Origin of the sequence: Kitasatospora sp. MAP12-44, assembly GCF_029892095.1 — a bacterium.
Lineage (GTDB): Bacteria > Actinomycetota > Actinomycetes > Streptomycetales > Streptomycetaceae > Kitasatospora.
Map to the genome: position 1 here is coordinate 6,380,418 of NZ_JARZAE010000004.1, position 18,095 is coordinate 6,398,512.

The window sequence follows — 18,095 nt, forward strand, 5'->3', positions numbered from 1 at the left end:
TCTGACCCGGACGTGCCGCTCGGCAGGGCCGACCTCGTGCGGTGCTGGGCCGTGGCGAGGGCGCTCTCTCAGTGGGCGGTGGTGGGGAACACCATGGTCGCCCGTGCGAGGGTGTGGCTGTCGATGGTGAAGCCGAGCAGCGCGCCGCTGGTGGTGGCGTTCAGGCCGGTCGTGGGGATGTCGAGGGCGGTGACCGTGACGAAGTAGTCGTGGACGCCGGAGTGCGCGGGCGGGGCGCCGCCGATGTAGCGCGGCGTGCCGGCGTCGGCATTGAGCTGGAAGGCGCCCGGGGGAAGCGCCTTGCTGCCGAGCGCACCGGCGTTCTCCCGCAGGGAGCTGATCGACGCAGGGATGTCAGCGACGATCCAGTGCCAGAAGCCGCTGCCGGTGGGTGCCTCGGGGTCGTACATCGACACCACGAAGCTCTTCGTGCCGGCGGGGAATCCGCACCAGGTCAGCTCCGGGGAGATGTCCTTGCCGCCGGGCACGCCGAAGACGCCGGAAAGCTGGGCCGTCGGCAGTGGCCTGCCGTTGCTCACGGTGGTGCTCGACAGCTTGAATGAGGGGACCTTCGGCAGGAACGCGTAAGGGTTGGGCCGTTCGGCACCGGTGCGCGAGGCAGTGGCTGTGGCCGTGTGCGCGGGAGTGGTCGCCGATCCGCTGTCGGTGAAGCCGACCAGGGCACAGGTTGTAGCCGCCAGGGCGACAACGGTGGCGGCGAACGTCAACTTGGGGCGTGACATGACAGTAGATCCTTCCGGGCGTCAATACAATGGGCGGCAGTAAAGGCTCGGGTGGAAATCACCGGGCCATGCGGTGGAAGAAGTGCTCGACGTCGCCGCGTATCGACGGTGCCGCCGGAATGACATGGCCCTCGGAATGCTCAAGGACGACGGGGGCGCTGAACTGCGTGGCCAGGACACGTGAGTCGGCGATCGGGACGATCGAATCCGATCGGCCCATGATGTGGAGCGAAGGCAGCTCGTAGTTCTGGGTCCCGGCGTACAACGGCGCGTGTATGGCGGAGTCGCTCCGAAATCCGCCGGCCATCACCGCGAATTCGAAAGTCAGAGGCCTGGGCGACGTTCCTCCGATGCCCCTCATCCCGACCAGCAGCGAGGCCAGGGCCGCACCCTGACTGAACCCGAAGACCCCGTCGAAGGGCGCCTGCTCCCCGAAGAACCCGACCATCCAGTCGCGTGTCTTCTCCCACCCGCGGAACCCCTCATGCCACCACCCGAAATCGCCCCTACCGAGAGACGGTGCATCGATATAGACGAACTCGATCGACGCTCCCAGATCTCCGGTCAGCGGCTGCATCTGCTCGCGCAGAATGCGTCCGCTTCCGTGGTAACCATGGAGGCACAGTACGCGGATATTACTCATACCATCTCCCGGGGTATCCGTCCGGATCCATTTAGCGGCTGACTCACGTAGCAGGCGAATCTGCCGCCTGGATGTCATCATGCGCGGGGTTGAGTCAGAAGTCCAACAAATGGATGTTCTCGCAGTGATAACCTGCGTGCATGGCAGTCTCTCTGCGTCAGCTCGAATACTTCGTCACCGTCGTCGACGAGGGCTCGTTCACGGCCGCGGCCCAGGTGCTGCACGTTTCGCAGCCGGGCCTGTCCCACCAGATCCAGGCCCTGGAGCGCGAACTGGGCGGTCCGCTGCTGGAACGCCTGCCACGAAAGGTCCGCCTGACCCCGGCCGGCCGGACCGTTCTGCCGCACGCGCGCGCCAGCCTCGCTCACGCGGAACGTGCCAGCAGCGCCGGCCGTCGGGCCTCGGGCATCGCGACCGGAGAACTACACGTCGGCACGCTCTTCTCCATCAGCACCGGAATCCTGCCCCCCGCGCTGCGTACCTGGCGCACGTACTATCCCGAACTACGGGTCCAACTGGTCGAGTTCCGCCACAGCGACGACCTCATCGCGGCCATGGAAGCGGGCAACGCCGACCTGGCCGTGGGTCCCACGCCCCCCGGCTGGGACGGCCCCGTCCGCGAGATCGGCATCGAGGAGTTCGTCATTGCCGCAGCGCCCGACGCCGAACTGCCCACCGACTCCCACCGAGTCCGCATGGCGGACCTTGCCGAGCACCAGTGGGTCCACTTCATCCCGCAGAGCGGCCTGTCCGAGATCCTCAACCGCGCCTGCAAGGACGCCGGCTTCGAACCGCGCGTCGCCGTCAGAACTGAGCAGAGCCCCTCCGCGATCAACCTCGCCCTGGCCGGCCTCGGCCTGGCCCTGGTGCCCGGAAACAACATCCCCCGACACTTCGAGGGCACCGTGCTGCGCCCCGACCCACCGGTTCGGCGCCCGCTGTCGGTCTACACCCGGGTACGCCCCGACCCGATCACTGCCGCCTTCGTCGACGCCATCGCCGACCGGACCCTGGTCAACCCGCCGCACATTGCGCGCAGGCTATGCCTGTGACCCAGTGACGCCGTCACGTTCCTGGCCGGCCGCGCCGAGGTGGACTCCTCCCGGTCGCGGAGTTCGGGGTCCCCCCGGTTCCGAAGTCCAAGGTTCGCCGGGTGGTCGGGTGGGTCGGCAGAGCGTGCGGGGCGGTGCGCGAGGTGCGTGGGGACCGGTCAGCAGAGACACGCTCAAGACGACACAGCGCCGGGATGATCACGATCTGTAGCTGGTGGGTAGGCGACCATGATCCGCCCGCGTCGGCCGGTCCGCAGGGCCGTGCTGCGCCGTTGCCATGGGAGCTTTCAAGCGCTCGCGAACTGAAGATTCGTCAGGTGGCCGAGGATGTGGCGGCCCTGGGGTGCCTGTCGAAGTGCGCCAACTCTGCCTATCCTCAGGCTTATTGGCGTAACAGAAAGTCGGAGCCTCAAGGCTCCGGCTGTCGGCACTACTTGAACCGCCCTGGGGGTCAGGGGGTCGCAGGTTCAAATCCTGTCGTCCCGACCAGCGTTTATGCAGGTCGGAGGCCGTTTCCATCGCTTCGGTGGGCGATGACGCAGCGCGAGGATCTCCACGTCCTTCTCGCGGTCGCTCCTCGGCAGTAGTCGCAGAATCGCGAACGCGTTCGTCACACCCAGGTACGCCAGTCGTAGCAGCACGGTCGGTCATCGTGCCGCGGAGCTCGTCGGCTCTGCCAGAGCGCCCACCCGACCGACGAGGTCGACACTCGTGCACCCTCACACAGTGCGTCTCACCAGGGCGGATGAGGTTCTCGGCAAGGGCAGGGTCGGGTGCGGCGAGCGGGATGCGGAGGCGTACGAGGGGAACGGGTTGCGGCCAGGCATCGCCGAGTCGGGCTCCGCTGTGTAGTATGACATTGCACACGCACAAGACCTTCAATGCGCTTGCCCCGTAAGACATCTGACTGCAGGTCGCGGGGCATGCCGACGGGCCGGGCACCCGCGCCGGCGGCGCACGTCCGCATGGGTGACTTCACCCCCCCATGCCCGACTCGGGCATTTCCGGAATCAAACAGTTCGTCAGCGAATAGTCATTGTCGTCCGATAACCCGTTGATCGGGCACTGACGGTATGGCAGTGTCGGAGGTGAAATTCCTGACGGATACCGCGGGCCGTCCGGGACTTCGCCATTCCCCACCGGGGGCAGGAATCCATCAATTGGAGGAAGGCATGTCTCCCAGCACTGCAGTATTGGAAAGCAAGCTCGACATTCCCGTCGAGGAGCTGATGGAGGCGCTGAGCGACGAGGCCAAGGCCGAGGCGCTCATCGCCGAGCGCGGCTGGACCCGTGCGGACCTGCTGGAGCGGGCGGAGGTCCTGACCCGCTCGCTTTCGGCGGAGATCTCCACGCTCAACATGGTCTGAAGAGGACTGTGAGCCCGCTCGCGGGCTGAATTGCGGGAGTCGTGCCATGGGGGCGTTTCCCGCCCCCATGGCACGGTCGGAGTTCGTACGGCGACAGGGTTGAATTCATGACAATGCTGGATATCGAATCTCCGGAGCAGCTCCCGGGCGCCCGCGAGGCATTCCACGAGTACTGCCTCGCGGTACTGGGTTCGATCCTCGAAAGCGCTGACCTCATCGGCGCGGACGGCTCGGCCCGCCACCCGTCCGCCTACCGCTTACGGTGCCGGGACCTGGACTCCGCAGTCGACTACGGCATCGGCGAAAGCCGGCCTCTTCGCCAACCTCTCGGCCGCCTACCGGGGAGCACCGCCGATCCCCTTCGGGAAACGCTCGACGCGCTTCTCGGCATCACGATCCCAGAGAACTCCAAGGTTCCGCTCTTCGCGGCCGATTGGCAGTGTCCGGACGGAGCCTCGGCAGGGTCCTGGGACCATGCTCCGGACACCTCGGGGGATTTCGTCTTCTCCTATCCGATCCCGAAGCCGGGGCCGACGCAGGCAACGGAGGCGACGGCGGGTCGTGCGGACTACCCGGCGCAGTTGCTGTCCGCCCTCCTCGACGAGGTCGACCTCCTGGAGGAAGGCCGCGCGGTGTACCCGGTCTCGCTGCGCAGCGCCGACGGCGAGTACGCACTCTTCCTGCGCCCGGTGGCCGAGCCCCATCCGATGGCCGAGCGCACCGAGGACGCCAGAACGGCCATCCGCCGGCAGCCGTTGTTCTCCGTTTCGCAGACGGAGCCGACCATCCCCGTCCTGGCCAGGCACTGGGCGCTGTTGGCCAACCTCCTGCGGGTGTCGAAGGGCGGTGACGCCACCGTTCTTGACGGCTTCCGCCTGCGCCACACCGTCGACTGGGTGGTGCCCTCGCACGGCCATCCGTCCGAGGTCTACGAGCACCTGGCCCGGATCTGCAACGTGGCCTGTTCCTTCTGCTACCTCTTCGGCAACCCGGACACCCTGGCCATCGCCCGCGCGAAGAAGAGCATCGCCCGCGACGAACTGGACACCCGGCTCGCCTACTACCGTCCGCACGAGAGGCGGGCCCTCTTCTCGGCCCAGTGGGAGCTCAACGAGTTCCTGGTGGACCCCCGCCTTCCCGAGATCATGCGGACCCTCCGCCAGGCTACCGACCGCCCGTTCTTCTTCACCACCAACGGCAATCCGCTGACGCCGAGAATCGTGGAGCAGCTCGCCGAGGTCAAGCCGGTGCACTTCGTGGTGTCGACGAACACCGTCGACGAGCCGCTGCGTCAGGAGGTCATGAAGGAGAAGCCCAGCCGGACTTGGACCGCCCTGCACTGCCTGCAAGAACTGCGCAAGCATGAAATACCCTTCGGGGTCAGCCTGGTGGCCACCCCTGACTTCCCACTGGACGACCTGACCCGCACGGTGGAAGCGGTCTCGGAGCTTGATCCGAACTTCATCCGGATCAACGAGCCCGGTTTCACCCGCAGTCATCCCTCCTCGATGGACTTCGACACGGACGTGCTGTGGGGCAGCGTGATCGAATGGACGCAACGGATGCGTGAGCAGACCTCCGTGCCCGTCATCGCCATCCCGAGCGCGTACGAGGAGAACTTCTTCTACGACGACCCGCTGGCTGCCCGGGTCATCGGCACGGTGCCCGGTTCGCCGGCCGCCGCATGCGATCTGCGCCCGGGAGACGTCATCGTCAAAGTGGGTTTCCTCGAACCGAAGACCCGTTCCGAAGTGGTCAGTGCGCTCATGCTGGTCAAGGGCCTCGTCAGGCTGCAAGTCCGGCGTGGCGGACGGCTCTTCGAAACCACCCTCGACACGGACCTGCCGATGCAGTACCCGTACACCGGATCGTTCATCGGCAAGTACATCGTTCCGCACGGCGTGGTGACGGCACCCTCGATCAGCGCCGGTGACGCGAAAGGCATAGCGGCCCAGATCGAAGACACCGGAGCCCGCCACAGCTGGTTGGTGACGTCCTCCCTCATGCTGCCGGCCGCTCGGGCGTTCATCGAACGGTATCTGCCCGACTACGCGGACGGAATCGACTTCGTCGTGGCCACGAACGACTACCTCGGAGGGAACATCCGCGTCATGGACATGTGCACGATCGGCGATATCAACGCGGCGTTGGTCCGCCGGTACGAGCAGGTCGGACGCAAACCGGACCTCATCCTGGTCCCGGCCACCGGCTTCAACGCGCACGGGCGCGACCTGGTCGGCCGGCACTGGGGAGACCTCGAACGGTTCTGGAGTGTTCCCGTGCGCCTGCTGGGACACACGACCCAGTTCGTCTTCTGATGGGCGTCCACACCGTTCTCGTCCGCCCTCCGGTCGATGTGCTGCACAAGTTCAGCAAGCCGGTGGAGTGCCTGGGTATCGCCTACTGCGCCGGCGCCCTGCGGCAGGCGGGGCTCGACGTGACGATGCTCGACGGCATGCTCCACGACTGGAGCGAGCAGGAGACCGTCCAACGCATCCTGGCGCTCAATCCCGACCTGGTCGGATTCACCGTCATCCTCAACCACTTCCCGGACAGCACCGATCGCATCTGCCGGCTGCTGCGCGAGAGCGGATTCCGCGGTCGCATCGTCATCGGGGGGCACGCGGTCTCCTTCATCCCGCAGCGTGTGCTGGACGGTTGCCCCGCCGTTGACGCGGTCGTCTCCGGCGAGGGAGAGGGGCCCATCGTCGGCTATGCCACGGCGCTGGCCGAGGGCCGGGACCCCCGGACCGTCCCGGGCGTGTACGCACGCCACGGCGGGGAGGTCCGCTGGCGGCCGGCGCCGCGGGTGCGGGACCTCGACCGGCTGGCCCCGCCGGCTCGGGACCTGACCCAGGACCTGATCGACCTCGACGGACTCGTCTGCGTCTCCACCAGCAGGGGCTGCTACGCGCGCTGCACCTTCTGCAGCATCCCCCGCTTCTACGGGCTGGAGCGTGACCGGCCACTGGCCAACGGCAGTTGGCTCGCCCGGTCGGTCGCGCACACGGTCGCTGAGATCGTCGATCTTCACGAGCGGTTCGGCCTCATCGAACTCCTCATCGTGGACGACGAGTTCTTCGGGGGGACAGAGGCCGGCCACGCGCGCGCCCTGATGATCGGCCAGGAGCTGGAGGCACTCGCGCTCCCTCTCCAGTTCGCCATGTCCTGCCGCGCCGAGAACGTCGACGCGCAGGTGCTCGCCGCCCTGGCGCGAGGGGGCCTCAAGCATGTCTTCGTCGGGCTGGAAACCGGCGACGACGAGACGCTGCGCTTGTACGGAAAGGGCCACTCGGTCCAGCAGAACCTCGACGCGGTGCGGATCATCAAATCACTCGGCCTGTCGTTCCAGCCGGGCTTCATGCTGTTCAACCACCGGGCCACGATCAGCGAGATACAAGCCGGTCTCGACTTCCTCCGGGAGATCGGCGAACTCAAACCGGTCACGGTCAACAGTGCTGTCGATCCCCATTTCGGGACACCGCTGAATCGCGTCATCGAACACGACGGAGCACTGCGGGACCTGGGCTCCTCACTGGCCTCCGACTATCTCGACCCAAGGACTGCCGTGGCCAAGCGGGTCGCGGAGGAGACCGCGGCGCGCTACGCGCCCTACCAGGAGGTCGTCGCGGGCCTCCAGTCATCGGTCACGTTCGAATGGCGGCGGACGGTCCCAGGGCGCGATCCAGCCGTCTCCCGAGCGATCGACCTGTTCGAGAAGACCTGCAACGCAGCTTTCGTCGCGGTCGTCGAGCAGGCCGTGCAGGACCTGTCGGGCCAGGACGCCCCGAGCCCGGGTGAAGTGCTGGCGCGGACCGAACAGCGACTGGCGTCGGTCGAGTCACGGATGTCGCTGGCCAAGGCCCTGCTGCTGGGCAGCGTGGCACAGGCCGAGGGCGAGGTCCGCTACTACACCCAGAACGACGTCATCGCCATGCGCCAGGGGGTCGGCAGGTGAACGCCCAGGACCTGCTGAACACGGTCGACGTGAGCAAGCCACTGCTCGGCCAGGTGACCGAGCTCCTGCGAGCGGACACCGACTGGTGCCGTTCCACCGTCGACCTGCTGACATCGCTCTCGCCGGCCGAGCTGACCCGGCTGAACAGGCAGGACGGCGAGACGCCCGGGGTGGACCCGCGCATTCTCACGGTGGCCGAGCGCGAGGGTGTCGGCCTCGCCAGAGTCAACCTCTTCAGCCGGGAGCGCTTCCTGGAATTCTGGCGGGGCGGCACGCTGAGCCCGCACTACCACCGCCGTTCGTTCGCCACCCGCATCCTCAAGGGGTCCTACCACCACCTCCTCTTCGACAATGCGGGGTCGCCGGACGAGCCCGACCTGCAGCTGCGCGAACAGTGCGTGGTCCGGACCGGGTTCGGTTATGCGCTGGACTGGCAGGACTACCACTTCGTCATGTTCCCGGCCGACGCCACCGTGACCCTGAACATCCACCTCCCGCCCTCGGCACCGACGAAGTCCGTCCTGCAGCCGGTGCCGCAGGAGCGGTTGGTGGGGCTGCGAGAAGAGATCCTCGAGTCGCTGGGCCAGGAGTCGGCGGTGGCGCCATGACCATCCGCTCGGTCTGCGACAGCTTCGTCCTGGGGACTTGGGGCCTGTCTGGCAGCGGCAGCCTGCCGGTCACCCAGTCCTACGGGCGTGTGAGCGAGTTGTCGGCGTCGCAAGTCCTCGACCGGGCGTGGGAGCTGGGCATGCGCACCGTCGACACCGCGCCCGGCTACGGCGGCGGCGACGGTCTGCGTCGGCTTGCGGCTTGGCAACGCTCGCGCGGCCGGACCTGGAACATCGCCGCCAAACCCGGTCGGCCCCGGATCAACGGGGTGCCGACGAACAGGATCGGGCCGACCGAGCTGCTGGCCGAAGTGGCCGTGGGTGCGCGCCTCGTAGGGGAGCCGCGCTTCGTCCTCGTCAAGGACCCGAGTCCGCAGTCCTACCAGGACGGATCGCTGGTCGAGGCGCTCGACCTCCTGGAGGAGACCTTGCCGGGCGTGACGGTCGGGGTGGCCGGCCACCTCCACGCCTCCCTTCTGCGGCTGCCTCCACCGCCACGTCGACGCGTGGCACAGATCGAACTCAACGGGGTGAACCGGCATGTGTCAGTGCCGGCCGGGGAGGCGCTGGCCGGGATCGGATGGGAGGTCTGGGCGATGCAGCCCCTCGCCTACGGCTTCCTCGCCCGCCCCGACGACGACCCAGGCACCCGTTCTCAAGAGGACTGGCGCTCACTGCTCCCCTCCGCCACCCGGACGGGACTGCGGGCAGCCGCAGACGCCTTCATCAGGTCGGCGGGGGCTGGGGAGGGGCAGGCCGACCGGGCCGCCACCGCCATCGCCTTCTGCCTGAGCATCCCTGCGGTCTCCCGGGTGCTGGTGGGTCCCAAGACTCCGCAGCAGCTGGACGCCGTCATGGCGGCGCTCGACCTGCTGTCCGACCGGCAGAGGGCGCACGAGCTGCACGCGCTGGCACCGCATGCCTCGCCGTCCGATGACTGCCCGCGCTGCGCGGAACACACCGGCCCGAACCCCGACGACCCGAAGAGCCCCTGAGGAGCTGACGATGGCAGACGTGGAACTCCGGGACGAGGCCCTGCTGGAGTCCTGGCATTCGGACGGGTTCTTCCTGGTCCCGCGACTGATCGGGCCCGCAGAACTCGATGCCGTCGCGGAGGAGTTAGCGAATCTCTACCCTACGGGCGCCGACTTCGCGGCGGACGTCGACCCGGAGCGGAACGCCCGCTACCGGGACCCGGCCGACGCTCCGGGCGGAGCCGTAGGCCGGGGCGCGGGATTCCTCGCCCCCAACCCCGTGCAGTTCGCCGGCCAGCTCGACTTCCCCTGGGCCGGCCGGGCCCTCAACCGGCTCGCGGTCCACCCGCAGATCGTCGCCCTCGCCGTCACTCTGCTGGGCACCGCCGATCTGCGCATCTACCAGGCGCAGTTGTGGGCGAAGTACGCAGGCGCCACCAACTACGCCCAGCCGCTGCACCTGGACTACTCGTCGCACACCCTCCTGGTGCCGAAGCGGGACAGCAGGCCCCGGCAGGTCGAGATGTTCCTCTACCTGAGCGACATCACCGACGGCCGCGGTCCGACCCGCCTGGTGCCGCGACGGCTCACGAGGGACTTACCGCCGGTCCCGTACCGCGTGTGGCCCGGCACGCACCCGCACCTCTACCGGGCCGAGGTCTCCTGCCCCGGGCCGGCCGGCAGTCTGCTGGTCTATGCCCCGGACATCTGGCACCGGGCCGTCGACCTCACCGAGCCCGGCGGATCGCGGCTGTGGATGAACCTGAGCTACAAGCCGGCCGGTGCCGACTGGCTCGGTCTCCAGAGCTTCCTGCGCACCGCGATGTCACCGCACTGGCAGGAGTTCGTCGCGGGCTCCACCCCCGAGGAGCTCCAACTCTTCGGATTTCCCCCACCGGGACACGATGCCTACGACCGTCACGTTCTGGACGGCATGTCCGCCCGCTACCCGGGCCTGGACGTGAGCGCCTGGCAGGAGCGGCTGCCCGAGATCCGACGTCCCCGACCATAGTCGCGACACTGTTCCGAGAGCAGGCGATGACCAGTAGCAAGCACGACCACCATGCCGCCGCGCACCGCCGCAGCGGGCCCTTTGCCAGCCGCTTCGGGAACCTCCCGCGCACCTTCGCGCTCCTCTGGGCGGGCACCCTGATCAATCGGGCCGGGACGTTCGTCGCGCCCTTTCTCACCATCTTCCTGACGCAGTACCACCACCTCGGCCACGCCGCAGTGACTCCCGTGCTGATGGGCTACGGCGTCGGCGTCCTCCTGAGCAGCCCGCTGGGCGGCCAGTTGGCAGACCGCATCGGCAGAGGGCACGCCATGGTGCTCGGCCTGAGCTGCGCGGCGGCCTGCCAACTCCTGCTCGCCCTCGCGCGGGGGCCGGTCGCGGTCGGGGCCTCGGTCTTCCTCCTGGGCCTGTCGAGCGATCTGTTCCGTCCCGCGGCCAACGCCCTCGTCGTCGACATCGTGCCGGCGCAGGACCGCCCGCGGGCGTTCGGACTGCTGCACTGGGCCCTGAACCTCGCCATACCGATCGCCGCGCTCGGTGCCGGATGGTTCGCCACCCGCAGCTGGACCCCGCTCTTCGTGCTGGACGCACTGACCTCGCTCAGCTTCGCGGCACTGATCGGCTGGAAGCTGCTGGGCACCGCGCCACGCCTGGGGCCGGCGCCCGCGGAGGCCGGCGAGGCTCCCCGGACCCGTTCCTGGAACCACTGGAGGGACGGCGCGCTGGCCGCGGCGTGCCTGGCGAGCCTCATGACCTTCGCCGTCTACTTCCAGACCTCCTACACCGTGCCCCTGCGGACCATCGACACCGGCCTCCACGCGGGCGGCTACGGCGTGATGATGGCGCTGAACGGTGTCCTCATCGCCGTCGTGCAACCTCTGATCGGGCCCACCCTGAGCCGGATTCCCCGGCTGTACGGGCTGGGTGGCGGGGTGCTGCTCGTGGGGATCGGGGTGGCGCTCACCGGAGCGGCCCGGACCCTGCCCCTCCTGCTGCTCACCGTGGTGGTGTGGAGCCTGGGAGAGATCGGGGTCGCAGCCCTGCTGCCGGCCCTGGTCGCGGATCTCGCGCCCGAGGACGCCAGAGGACGCTATATGGGCGCTTTCGGTGTCGGCCTGGGCGCCGCCGGTGTGCTCTCCCCGCTGGGAGTCACGGTCTACCGGGCGAACGCCGCGCTGCTCTGGTGGGCGTGCGCTGCTCTGGGCGCGCTCGCCTTTGCCGTGCTGGGACGCCTGGACCGCATCGCCGTTCACCGACGATCAGTCAGGGGACCTGAGACGTCAAGTGGTTCACCTGTTGGCGTCGAGTCCCCCACTCCTCCTCCAGCCGCAGGAACAACGAGCGATTCAGGTGGCTGACGATCCGTGCCAGCTCCGCGAGATCGGACCGGTACGCCGGGGGCACCCGGAGATAGCTGGTGCGGGGGTGGAGTGCACAGCCGCGTCCGACCTTCGCCTCGTAGCTGAGCGGGCCGTAGACCAGCTGCCCCACCTGCCGGCTCAGCGCCTGTTCCACCAGCTCGTAGTAGGCCAGGTTGAAATACCCGAAGTTCTGTTCGGCGTATTCCGAGAAGCCGGACATCTTGAAGTGCAGTTCCCCGTTGTACTCGTAGCAGAGGGTAAATGCCTCCAGTGAGCCATCCCGCTCCGCCACCAGCAGGTGCGCCCACCGGCCGAGATAGTGGGCGCTGCGCCTGATCAGCTCGACCAGCCATTCGTCAGACACGTCATGGCCGTATTTTCGGAGCTGGCGCGAATGCAGCGCGGCGTGCCCGGCGCCGAACTCGCCCAGCTCGGCCACTCGCAGGGTCAGCCCGCTTGCGGCGAAGGCCCGACGCTCCTGGAGAACTCTGGCCTGCCGCACCCGCCGCCGGTTGTCGAACGTGTCCAGGTAATCGCTGAAATCATTTCCGTGAAGCCTCAGGACAGCTTGCGCCACGCCGACGACGCCGATGTAGCCACGCTCCTCCAGGGCCGCCGGAAGTGAATTGCCGTCCGGGACGTGAAGCATCACCGTGGACGGGCACTCCCATTCCTTGGCGGTCGCCTCCAGGCTATCCAGAAAAACAGCGGTACCGGCGTCCCCGATGGCGCCGGTCAATCCCGGAAGATATCCTCCGGGCAGCGCGGAGACCGCCATCGGATAGCCGCCGTCCAGGATTCTCGGGCCGAGCCTTTCGCGGAGATCGGTGGCCTGTCCGAGGAGCGCGGCGTCAGGATGGTGACCCAGTTCCTGCCTCAGCAGGAAATACAGCGGATCGCCTCCCGGAAAGCCGCCGGCGACCGTCCGGTGCACCACCATTCCGCCCGGCTCCGTCAGGGCGACGGTGTACCGGATATCGTTTGGCCGGCCGCTCTCGTTGCATTCCAGCCATTCGGGAGTGGAGTAGAGCGAATCCGGCCGCACCGACTCCCGCCACTCCTGGGCGATCTCTGTGATCAGGCCGGCTGACCTTAGCCTCATGTGTGTCCTGCCCCTCGGTGTGTTACGGCCAGAGCCCACGGTAGGAGCTTCCCCTGACCACCCTTCGGCGGCGGCCGGGGCTCAACAGGCCCGCCCGGTGGATGGTGTCCGTGTCGAAGACCAGGAGCGAGCCGGCCGGAGCCTGGAAGGTGATCGACCGGGACTGCAGGGCCAGCTTGAACTGGCCGTACAGGGCGTAGAAGACGTCCTCGGAGAAGGATTCGAACACCTTGATGCGGACCTTCTCGATGTCGTCGTGCTTCAGCCACTCGCTGATCCGCAGCTGACGGGTCGCGTCCCGGGTTTCAGGAATAGCCTGGAAGGGCCCGTTCTCCTTGTCTATCGGATCGAGATAGATGAAGAACTTGAGTGCGCCCATCTCGTCGTAGTGATAGGGGATGATCTCGTCGCCTGGTATGTGGTCGTCAGTCAGGATGACATGGCGGTTGAGCGTGCAGGGAAGCCCGAGGTAATCACTGGCCAGCTCGCCCATCCATGCCTGGTTGAAGACCTCGTGCACCACCGGGAGAGAATCCGTCAGTTCATCCCCGTTGCTGTACTTGAGATGCCTGCCGGTACGTGTTCTCCCATACGATCGGGAGAGGTCCTTGCCGGCCGCTGTGAGTTCCTCCAGCGGCTTTCCCTCACTGTCGGCGAATGCGCCTTCGAACTCATTCTGCAGGTCAGCGAGTTTTACGGCGTCCAGCCATCCGGGCGAGAACGTGACACCGAAGTTCCGCAGCCTCTCAAGCATCTTCCCGGCGAAGTCGTCGTCCGCCGGATCGACGGAGACCTGGGAAAGGCTGACCCTACCTGACAGGAAGTCACCTATGAGCATGCTGAAACTGTATCTGACGCCCAGATGCTCTGCAAGAGGTACAATTGTACGGTCGGGTTGGGACATGTCGGACCGTCAGGAGTGCTGATGCCGCAGCTGCGATCGGGACAGCGACGAACCATCTTGGAGACGGTGCCGCCGGGCTTCCGGAGTTGGCCCGGGCAGCTGCCGCAGGTCTAGAATTTTCGGCATGGCGGCTACTGGATCCGAAGAGCACGGTGCGAAGACCTACTACGTATCGACCCCCATCTACTACGTCAATGACGCCCCTCACCTGGGACATGCCTACACGACCGTCGCAGGTGACGTGCTCACCCGTTGGCACCGCCAGCGCGGCGAGCGGGTGTGGTTCCTCACCGGCACCGACGAGCACGGCCAGAAGATCAAGCGCACCGCCGACGCGAACGGGGTCACCCCGAAGGAGTGGTGCGACAGACTGGTGAACGGGGCGTGGAAGCCTCTGTGGGCGCACCTCGACATCGCGAACGACGACTTCATCCGCACCACCGAGCCGCGCCACACCGCGCGCGTCCAGGAGTTCGTCCAGGACCTGCACGACAAGGGCGAGATCTACAAGAAGGATTACGAAGGCCCGTACTGCGTCGGCTGCGAGGAGTACAAGATCCCCGGTGAGCTGCTGGAGGGCGAGGGGGGCACGCAGCTGTGCCCGGTCCACAAGACGCCGGTGGAGACCCTGAAGGAGGAGAACTACTTCTTCAAGCTCTCCGAGTACGGCTCCCGGCTGCTGGAGCACTACGAGGCCAACCCCGGTTTCATCCAGCCCGAGTCGGCACGCAACGAGGTCGTGAACTTCGTCAAGCAGGGCCTGCAGGACCTCTCCATCTCGCGGTCGACCTTCGACTGGGGCATCAAGGTGCCGTGGGACGAGCGGCACGTCATCTACGTGTGGATCGACGCGCTGCTCAACTACGCGACCGCGGTGGGGTACGGCTCGGACCCGGCGAGGTTCGAGGAGGTCTTCCCCGCCGACGTCCACCTGGTCGGCAAGGACATCCTGCGCTTCCACGCGATCATCTGGCCCGCGCTCCTGATGGCCAACGGCCTGCCCCTGCCCGGCCGGATCGTGGCCAACGGCTGGCTGCTGGTGGGTGGCGAGAAGATGAGCAAGTCCAACCTGACCGGCATCAAGCCACAGGACCTCACCGAGCACTTCGGCGTCGACGCCTACCGCTGGTACTTCCTGCGAGCGATCGCCTTCGGCAACGACGGCTCGTTCTCCTGGGAGGACTTCGCCGCCCGCTACACCTCCGAACTCGCCAACGACTACGGCAACCTGGCGTCGCGCGTGGTGGCGATGGTCGGCAAGTACTTCGACGGGGTCCTGCCCGGCGCCACCGCGGTCGAGGACGCCGAGCGGGCGGTACAGCTCGGCCTGGCGAAGGCCGTCGACGCCGCCGACCGAAGGATCGGCGAGGAGTTGGACTTCGCCGGTGGCATCGCCGCGGTCTTCGAGTTCATCAAGCAGGTCAACGGCTATCTGACCGAGCAGCAGCCGTGGGCGGTCGCCAAGGACGAGTCCGCGCAGGGCCGGGCCAGGCTCGCGACCATCCTCTACACCGCCTGCGAAGCCCTGCGCGGGTGCGCGGTGCTGCTCAACCCCGTGATGCCCGAGACCTCGCAGCGGCTGTGGGACTCCCTCGGGGCGGATGCCTCACTGGGGGCGCTCGGCGACCAGCGGGTCCAGGAGGTGGGCCGCTGGGGCACGTTGCCGGCAGGTTCGGTGCTCACCAAGGGTGCGGTCCTCTTCCCGCGGTTGGAGGTCACCGAGCCTGCCTGAGCACGATCAACTGCCTGCTCTGCGGGTCGCTTTGGGGTAGGACTGATCCGGACGGTCCGCATACGAGTGGCCTGGTGGGACCCGGAACACCCGCCGCCACGCGGGGACGCAGCAGCGGCGGGAGGCGGCGGAGATTTTCGTCGCTGGGGAGGACTTGCGGGGGGCCGGCGGGGTACATTGGCTGTGGTACCAAAACAGGTACCTGGTTGACTTGTGTGCCCCGACACCATTCCAAAGGCGGACACCATGCCCGCACTCAACATCACCTTCACCGTCGAAGAGATGGCCCGTATTCGCGAGGCGACTGCAGAGGAGGAGACCAGCATGAAGACCTTCGCTCACGACGCCGTCCTCAACGAAGTTCATCGCCGCAAGGTCGCCGCCGCGGCGGTCCGCGTCGCCCGTATCTCCGCAGGCCTCAACAAGCGTCTTGCGGATAAGTAACCGGAGAACGCCATCACGGAGTACCTCGACGTCCAGGACGTCCTGGCCATTGCGAAGGTCGTCCTCGAGCCGTTCGGCATGGAGGTCAAGATCCGGGACTATGGCCTGCTGCAGAGTGCGGTGGCACGTCCCCAGGCCGGCGGGTTCGGCATTGAGGCGTATCCGGATCTGTTCGAGAAGGCTGCGGCACTGCTGCACTCGCTCGCGAGTAACCACAGCCTGATCGACGGCAACAAGCGCACTGCCTGGACGGTGACCGCGGTCTTCGTGGACATCAATGATCATGAGCTGCTTGAGCCGCTCAACGAGGACGCAGCGGAGGAGCTTGTGCTCGAAGTGGCGCAGTCCCGGCTGGATGTGCCGGAAATCGCGCGTCGACTCCGGCCCTTCTTCTCGTAGCCACGGCACGCGACTATGGCCCGCCCCCGGTGCCGGGGTGCGGGCCATTCGTCGGGTGTGGTCAGGACTTCTGGAGGCCGGCCTGGACGTCGTCGAAGTTCATCACCGGGATGAAGGTGATCTTGGCGCCGAGGTCCTGGAAGAACGGCTCGGCGATGCTCGGGATGTCGGACGGATCCTTGAGGTCGAAGACGACGTAACCGGTACGCATCCCGTCCAACGCTCCGAAGTACGCGGCCTCCGGCTTGATCCGGTCGAACACCGACTTCATGGTGGTGGCGAGCGTCTTGCCGACGATCGCCTTGTTCGCCTTCTCGGTGTCCATCTGGACCGTCAGCAGCACCCGCATGGTCGTTCCACCCTCTCGTTGGCGTTCGGCACACATGTGCCGCTTGCCAAGCGTTGCCGCGATTCGGGGCCTTTGCAGCTGGAGTAAGGCATCGGAGTGCAGTCCGGCGTCCGGCGTGCCAGCGGCTCAGGCCATCGTGACGACGGGCTTGGAGCAGAGGACGGCGGCTCCGGTGGCGATCAGGATGGCGGCTGTGGCGGCGAACATGGCCTCCGGGTGGGACTTGGCCAGGGCGCCGCACAGCACCAGGGAGACGGGGGCGGCGATGTAGCCCGCGACCATGTCGACGGAGATGACGCGGCCGAGGATCTCACCGCGGATGTTGCGCTGGATCCAGCTCATTCCGAACACGCCCTGGAAGCCGATGCCCAGGCCCATCAGCAGCACCACACCGACGGCTTCGACCAGATTGCCGAGCATCCCCAGGGCGAGCATCCCGGCGCCCAGCCAGCCGGTGAGAGCGGAGATGAGCAGGCCCACGCGCAGGTGGCGACGGGTTGCGCCGCCCAGCAGGGCGCCGACGATGGCTCCTGCGGCCAGTGCGCCGTCCAGCAGGCCGAGGGAGGTCGCTCCTCCGTGGAGCCGGAACTTGGCCAGACTGGCGAAGCCCACGGTGAACGGACCGGCGTAGCAGAAGGTCACGGCGGTGTCGATGACGACCATGGCGCGGATCCGCGGGTCCGACCAGACGTAGACCAGGCCGGCCCGGATCCGGCTGCCGAGGGAATCCCTGGCCGTGTCGGCCCTGGTCCTGGTCGCCGGGGCGGTGACGCGGCGGGTGGCCCGGCTGACGAACAGGGCGACCAGGGCGAAGCAGCAGCTGTCGACGGCGAAGGCGGCACTGGGGTCGGTGGCGGCCACCACGATGCCGCCGATGGCGGGGCCGAGCACCGAGGCGACCCGACTGCCCACGCTGAGAAGGGCGTTCGCCGGCTCCAACTGCTCCGGCTCGACGACCGAGGGCAGGATGGAGCTGCGTGCGGGCTGGAAGAACGCGTCGACCGCGCCGAAGAACGCCGCTGCCGCGAACAGCATCCACAGGTTGAGCAGGTGCGCGAATCCGGCTGCCGCCACCCCCGCCATCAGTGCGCAGCGCAGGAGGCTGGAGAACATCATCAGGTGACGGGCCGACAACCTGTCGCTGAGCGCCCCGCCGAGCAGGGTGAGCAGGGCGCGCGGCACGGCCTGGCAGGCGAGGACCACGCCGAGAGCCAGGCTGGAGTGGGTGAGAGTGAGGGTGATCCAGGCGAAGGCGACGGTGCTGAATCCGTCTCCCAGGAGGGAGAAGGACTGGGCGGTCCACAGGTTGCGGAAGGAGGGCGTGCGCAGGGGTGCGCGCAGCGAGGGTCGTTCGGTCGGGGTCACGGTCGGGGTCTCGGTCAAGGTCGCGGTCGCGGTCTCGGTCAAGGTCTCAGTCATGCGCTGGTTCTTCGCCTTCGTCGGTGTG

Annotated in this window: 17 protein-coding genes; 11 read left to right on the forward strand and 6 right to left on the reverse strand. The window is 67.5% G+C overall.

Features of this window, described 5'->3' with window-relative positions; genetic code table 11:
* Positions 1–68: 68 nt before the first annotated feature.
* Positions 69–743, reverse strand: coding sequence for a YbhB/YbcL family Raf kinase inhibitor-like protein (locus P3T34_RS29235; protein WP_280669013.1), 675 nt, complete (start codon positions 741–743; stop codon positions 69–71).
* Positions 744–801: 58 nt separating this feature from the next.
* On the reverse strand, positions 802–1,386 hold the full coding sequence (locus P3T34_RS29240) for a hypothetical protein (protein ID WP_280669014.1): 585 nt from the start codon (positions 1,384–1,386) through the stop codon (positions 802–804).
* A 140-nt stretch (positions 1,387–1,526) separates the two neighbouring features.
* Between P3T34_RS29240 and P3T34_RS29245 the strand changes: the two genes are divergently transcribed.
* From P3T34_RS29245 to P3T34_RS29280, 8 genes are all read left to right on the forward strand, one after another.
* Positions 1,527–2,438 carry a LysR family transcriptional regulator gene (locus tag P3T34_RS29245; protein ID WP_280669015.1) on the forward strand — a complete coding sequence of 304 codons (912 nt, stop codon included), beginning with the start codon at positions 1,527–1,529 and terminating at the stop codon, positions 2,436–2,438.
* Positions 2,439–3,610: 1,172 nt separating this feature from the next.
* Entirely contained in the window at positions 3,611–3,805 is a 195-nt protein-coding gene (locus P3T34_RS29250; protein ID WP_280669016.1) for a hypothetical protein, read from the forward strand.
* Positions 3,806–3,912: 107 nt separating this feature from the next.
* On the forward strand, positions 3,913–6,123 hold the full coding sequence (locus P3T34_RS29255; RefSeq protein WP_280669017.1) for a radical SAM protein: 2,211 nt from the start codon (positions 3,913–3,915) through the stop codon (positions 6,121–6,123).
* A complete protein-coding gene (locus P3T34_RS29260) occupies positions 6,123–7,763 on the forward strand; it encodes a radical SAM protein (protein ID WP_280669018.1) in 1,641 nt (546 codons plus the stop codon). Before P3T34_RS29255 ends, P3T34_RS29260 begins: the two co-directional genes overlap by 1 nt.
* Complete coding sequence (locus P3T34_RS29265) at positions 7,760–8,371, forward strand: hypothetical protein (protein ID WP_280669019.1); 612 nt, start codon at positions 7,760–7,762, stop codon at positions 8,369–8,371. Before P3T34_RS29260 ends, P3T34_RS29265 begins: the two co-directional genes overlap by 4 nt.
* Positions 8,368–9,366 (forward strand): aldo/keto reductase, encoded by a 999-nt coding sequence (locus P3T34_RS29270; RefSeq protein WP_280669020.1) that lies wholly within the window; start codon positions 8,368–8,370, stop codon positions 9,364–9,366. Before P3T34_RS29265 ends, P3T34_RS29270 begins: the two co-directional genes overlap by 4 nt.
* A gap of 10 nt (positions 9,367–9,376) precedes the next feature.
* Positions 9,377–10,357 (forward strand): phytanoyl-CoA dioxygenase family protein, encoded by a 981-nt coding sequence (locus tag P3T34_RS29275; protein ID WP_280669021.1) that lies wholly within the window; start codon positions 9,377–9,379, stop codon positions 10,355–10,357.
* Positions 10,358–10,383: 26 nt separating this feature from the next.
* A complete protein-coding gene (locus P3T34_RS29280) occupies positions 10,384–11,715 on the forward strand; it encodes an MFS transporter (RefSeq protein WP_280669022.1) in 1,332 nt (443 codons plus the stop codon).
* On the opposite strand, the gene P3T34_RS29285 is transcribed toward P3T34_RS29280, so the two are convergent.
* Complete coding sequence (locus P3T34_RS29285) at positions 11,621–12,820, reverse strand: GNAT family N-acetyltransferase (RefSeq protein ID WP_280669023.1); 1,200 nt, start codon at positions 12,818–12,820, stop codon at positions 11,621–11,623. The two genes, P3T34_RS29280 and P3T34_RS29285, sit on opposite strands and share 95 nt — an antisense overlap.
* Positions 12,821–12,842: 22 nt before the next feature.
* Positions 12,843–13,658, reverse strand: coding sequence for a phytanoyl-CoA dioxygenase family protein (locus P3T34_RS29290; protein WP_280669024.1), 816 nt, complete (start codon positions 13,656–13,658; stop codon positions 12,843–12,845).
* 190 nt (positions 13,659–13,848) lie between these two features.
* Here P3T34_RS29290 and metG point away from each other — a divergent pair, with 190 nt between their 5' ends.
* From metG to P3T34_RS29305, 3 genes are all read left to right on the forward strand, one after another.
* A complete protein-coding gene (metG, locus tag P3T34_RS29295) occupies positions 13,849–15,456 on the forward strand; it encodes a methionine--tRNA ligase (RefSeq protein ID WP_280669025.1) in 1,608 nt (535 codons plus the stop codon).
* Positions 15,457–15,702: 246 nt separating this feature from the next.
* Positions 15,703–15,900, forward strand: a complete 198-nt coding sequence (locus tag P3T34_RS29300) for a hypothetical protein (RefSeq protein WP_280669026.1) — start codon at positions 15,703–15,705, stop codon at positions 15,898–15,900.
* Positions 15,901–15,912: 12 nt separating this feature from the next.
* Positions 15,913–16,299, forward strand: a complete 387-nt coding sequence (locus P3T34_RS29305) for a type II toxin-antitoxin system death-on-curing family toxin (RefSeq protein WP_280672484.1) — start codon at positions 15,913–15,915, stop codon at positions 16,297–16,299.
* A gap of 61 nt (positions 16,300–16,360) precedes the next feature.
* On the opposite strand, the gene P3T34_RS29310 is transcribed toward P3T34_RS29305, so the two are convergent.
* Positions 16,361–16,648 (reverse strand): DUF3303 family protein, encoded by a 288-nt coding sequence (locus tag P3T34_RS29310; RefSeq protein ID WP_280669027.1) that lies wholly within the window; start codon positions 16,646–16,648, stop codon positions 16,361–16,363.
* A 126-nt stretch (positions 16,649–16,774) separates the two neighbouring features.
* Positions 16,775–18,067, reverse strand: a complete 1,293-nt coding sequence (locus tag P3T34_RS29315) for an MFS transporter (protein ID WP_280669028.1) — start codon at positions 18,065–18,067, stop codon at positions 16,775–16,777.
* Between the last annotated feature and the right edge of the window lie 28 nt (positions 18,068–18,095).

Excerpts from the sequence above, each read along its gene's own strand:
- P3T34_RS29235 (WP_280669013.1), bottom strand. The coding sequence starts at position 743 with ATGTCACGCCCCAAGTTGACGTTCGCCGCCACCGTTGTCGCCCTGGCG.
- P3T34_RS29240 (WP_280669014.1), bottom strand. The coding sequence starts at position 1,386 with ATGAGTAATATCCGCGTACTGTGCCTCCATGGTTACCACGGAAGCGGA.
- P3T34_RS29245 (WP_280669015.1), top strand. The coding sequence starts at position 1,527 with ATGGCAGTCTCTCTGCGTCAGCTCGAATACTTCGTCACCGTCGTCGAC.
- P3T34_RS29250 (WP_280669016.1), top strand. The coding sequence starts at position 3,611 with ATGTCTCCCAGCACTGCAGTATTGGAAAGCAAGCTCGACATTCCCGTC.
- P3T34_RS29255 (WP_280669017.1), top strand. The coding sequence starts at position 3,913 with ATGACAATGCTGGATATCGAATCTCCGGAGCAGCTCCCGGGCGCCCGC.
- P3T34_RS29260 (WP_280669018.1), top strand. The coding sequence starts at position 6,123 with ATGGGCGTCCACACCGTTCTCGTCCGCCCTCCGGTCGATGTGCTGCAC.
- P3T34_RS29270 (WP_280669020.1), top strand. The coding sequence starts at position 8,368 with ATGACCATCCGCTCGGTCTGCGACAGCTTCGTCCTGGGGACTTGGGGC.
- P3T34_RS29275 (WP_280669021.1), top strand. The coding sequence starts at position 9,377 with ATGGCAGACGTGGAACTCCGGGACGAGGCCCTGCTGGAGTCCTGGCAT.
- P3T34_RS29280 (WP_280669022.1), top strand. The coding sequence starts at position 10,384 with ATGACCAGTAGCAAGCACGACCACCATGCCGCCGCGCACCGCCGCAGC.
- P3T34_RS29285 (WP_280669023.1), bottom strand. The coding sequence starts at position 12,820 with ATGAGGCTAAGGTCAGCCGGCCTGATCACAGAGATCGCCCAGGAGTGG.
- P3T34_RS29290 (WP_280669024.1), bottom strand. The coding sequence starts at position 13,658 with ATGCTCATAGGTGACTTCCTGTCAGGTAGGGTCAGCCTTTCCCAGGTC.
- metG (WP_280669025.1), top strand. The coding sequence starts at position 13,849 with ATGGCGGCTACTGGATCCGAAGAGCACGGTGCGAAGACCTACTACGTA.
- P3T34_RS29300 (WP_280669026.1), top strand. The coding sequence starts at position 15,703 with ATGCCCGCACTCAACATCACCTTCACCGTCGAAGAGATGGCCCGTATT.
- P3T34_RS29310 (WP_280669027.1), bottom strand. The coding sequence starts at position 16,648 with ATGCGGGTGCTGCTGACGGTCCAGATGGACACCGAGAAGGCGAACAAG.
- P3T34_RS29315 (WP_280669028.1), bottom strand. The coding sequence starts at position 18,067 with ATGACTGAGACCTTGACCGAGACCGCGACCGCGACCTTGACCGAGACC.